Annotated in this window: 1 protein-coding gene; it reads left to right on the top strand. The window is 64.2% G+C overall.

The genetic code is table 11. The features are described 5' to 3' along the window. Positions 1 to 602 precede the first annotated feature (602 nt). Positions 603 to 1,859, top strand: a complete 1,257-nt coding sequence (gene ltrA, locus ABZS58_RS51190; protein ID WP_354792105.1) for a group II intron reverse transcriptase/maturase — start codon at positions 603 to 605, stop codon at positions 1,857 to 1,859. The last annotated feature ends 99 nt before the right edge of the window (positions 1,860 to 1,958 follow it).

Here is a 1,958-nt window from a genome sequence, read left to right as displayed (position 1 = left end):
TCCCAGCTCAGGTGTGCCACGAACGTCGATAGAGTCCTATGTGGACGGTTCTCTGGAGGCGGCGCTGCGTGAAAGATGAGGGTTTGGCCCCTCGGAGTCGCCCTGTGGGGGGAGGCTTCAAGCCGCCACCTGCTGCGTTGGCTGAAGACCGTCGTGGTGAGCGAGGTGGAAAAGGCGCCGGTTGAGGCGTCAGGCGGGGATCGGGAAGGCGTTGCGTCACAGCCTGCGAAGTGTCGAAAGGGATCTTGGTCGACATCGAAACCGGGGTATCTGAACTGCTCTGGGATAAGTCTGGCGGTCACCCACTTACTGGCCAGGCGGTGTCCGGCATATAGGCGGCGCGAGCTCGATCTGCGGCTTTCACGTGGAACGTGGGAAGGCGGAGCCGATACAGCCGTCCGGGGTTGACCGGACGGCGAGAGGGAGCGTTCCAACCGGTAGCACGGGAGGAACTGAGTACCGACGCGGCAACGCCGGCGGACTGGCTCGTAGTAGCGGTGAAGCTCCTGCTTGACGCGGTGGGGGTGGAGCGAAGGGGCCAGGTCATCCGTGGTTTCGGAGATTCGATCAACCGGGCTCGGTTCGGGTCGGGGAGGAATCGTGTGGCCGAGCAGCAGTCACCAGGCAAGCCGTTCGAGATCTCGAAGATGGAGGTCTGGCGAGCGTGGGAGAAGGTCAGGGAGAACAAGGGTGCCGCTGGGATCGACCGGCAGTCGATCGAGGATTTTGAGCAGGAGCTCCGGAACAACCTGTACAAGATCTGGAATCGGATGTCGTCGGGGAGCTACTTTCCCCCACCGGTCCGAGCGGTGGAGATCCCCAAACCGGGAGGCACCAGAACGCTCGGGGTGCCGACGGTCGGGGACCGGGTAGCGCAGACCGTGGTCGCGGCGAGGCTGGAAGCTCGGATGGAGCAGATCTTCCACCGGGACTCCTATGGTTATCGCCCGGGCCGCTCGGCGCTGCAAGCAGTCGCGCGGACGAAGGAGCGCTGCTGGCGGATGGACTGGGTGGTGGATATGGACATCGCCAAGTTCTTCGACAGCGTCCCGTGGGATCTCATGGTCAAAGCCGTGGAGGCCAACACCGACCAGCCGTGGATCATCCTGTATGTGAAGCGATGGCTGGCCGCGCCGATGGTCACCGCGGACGGGACCGCGGTCCACCGCGACCGTGGAACCCCACAGGGATCAGCAGCATCGCCCGCGTTGGCGAACCTGTTCCTGCACTATGCGCTGGACTCGTGGTTGGCGAAGACGTTCCCGGACGTCGAGTTCGCCCGCTACGTTGATGACGCGGTGGTGCACTGCAGTAGCGAGGCCCGCGCCGTCCAGGTGCGGGACGCGATCGCGGAACGCCTGCAACAGGTGGGCCTACAGCTGCATCCGGACAAGACCCGGATCGTCTATTGCCAGGACAGCAACCGGCGAGGCTCTTACGAGCACACATCGTTTACGTTCCTGGGCTTCACCTTCCGGCAACGGGAGGCGCGCAACCGGCGGGGCCAGAACTTCAGTGGGTTCCTGCCCGCGCGCAGCGACGCGGCCCAGCGCAAGATGAACACGACGGTGCGATCGTGGAAGCTGCACCACAAGACGAACCTGACACTCAACGACCTCGCGCGGTGGATCAACCCGATCGTGCGAGGTTGGATGCAGTACTACGGAGCGTTCTACCGCTCCAAGCTGCACCAGCTCCTGGAGCGCATCAACGCCTACCTGATGCGGTTCCTCCGTCGAAAGTTCAAACGGTTGCGGAGCAAGAAGAGGGCCCTCCAGTACTGGAGCAGGCTAGTCGCCACCCGGCGGCGCCTGTTCGCCCACTGGCCCTGGGTCACCTCGCTCACGACCGACTGGTGATCAGGATGACAGGAGCCCGGTAAACCGAGAGGTTTACGCCGGGATCTGTGGGAGCCGGAGGGTGAGACCCCCTCCGGCCACCCGACACGGCACCTGTTC

The organism is Dactylosporangium sp. NPDC005555 (genome assembly GCF_040605635.1).
GTDB lineage: Bacteria > Actinomycetota > Actinomycetes > Mycobacteriales > Micromonosporaceae > Dactylosporangium.
This window is presented reverse-complemented; position numbering and strand designations above follow the sequence as displayed.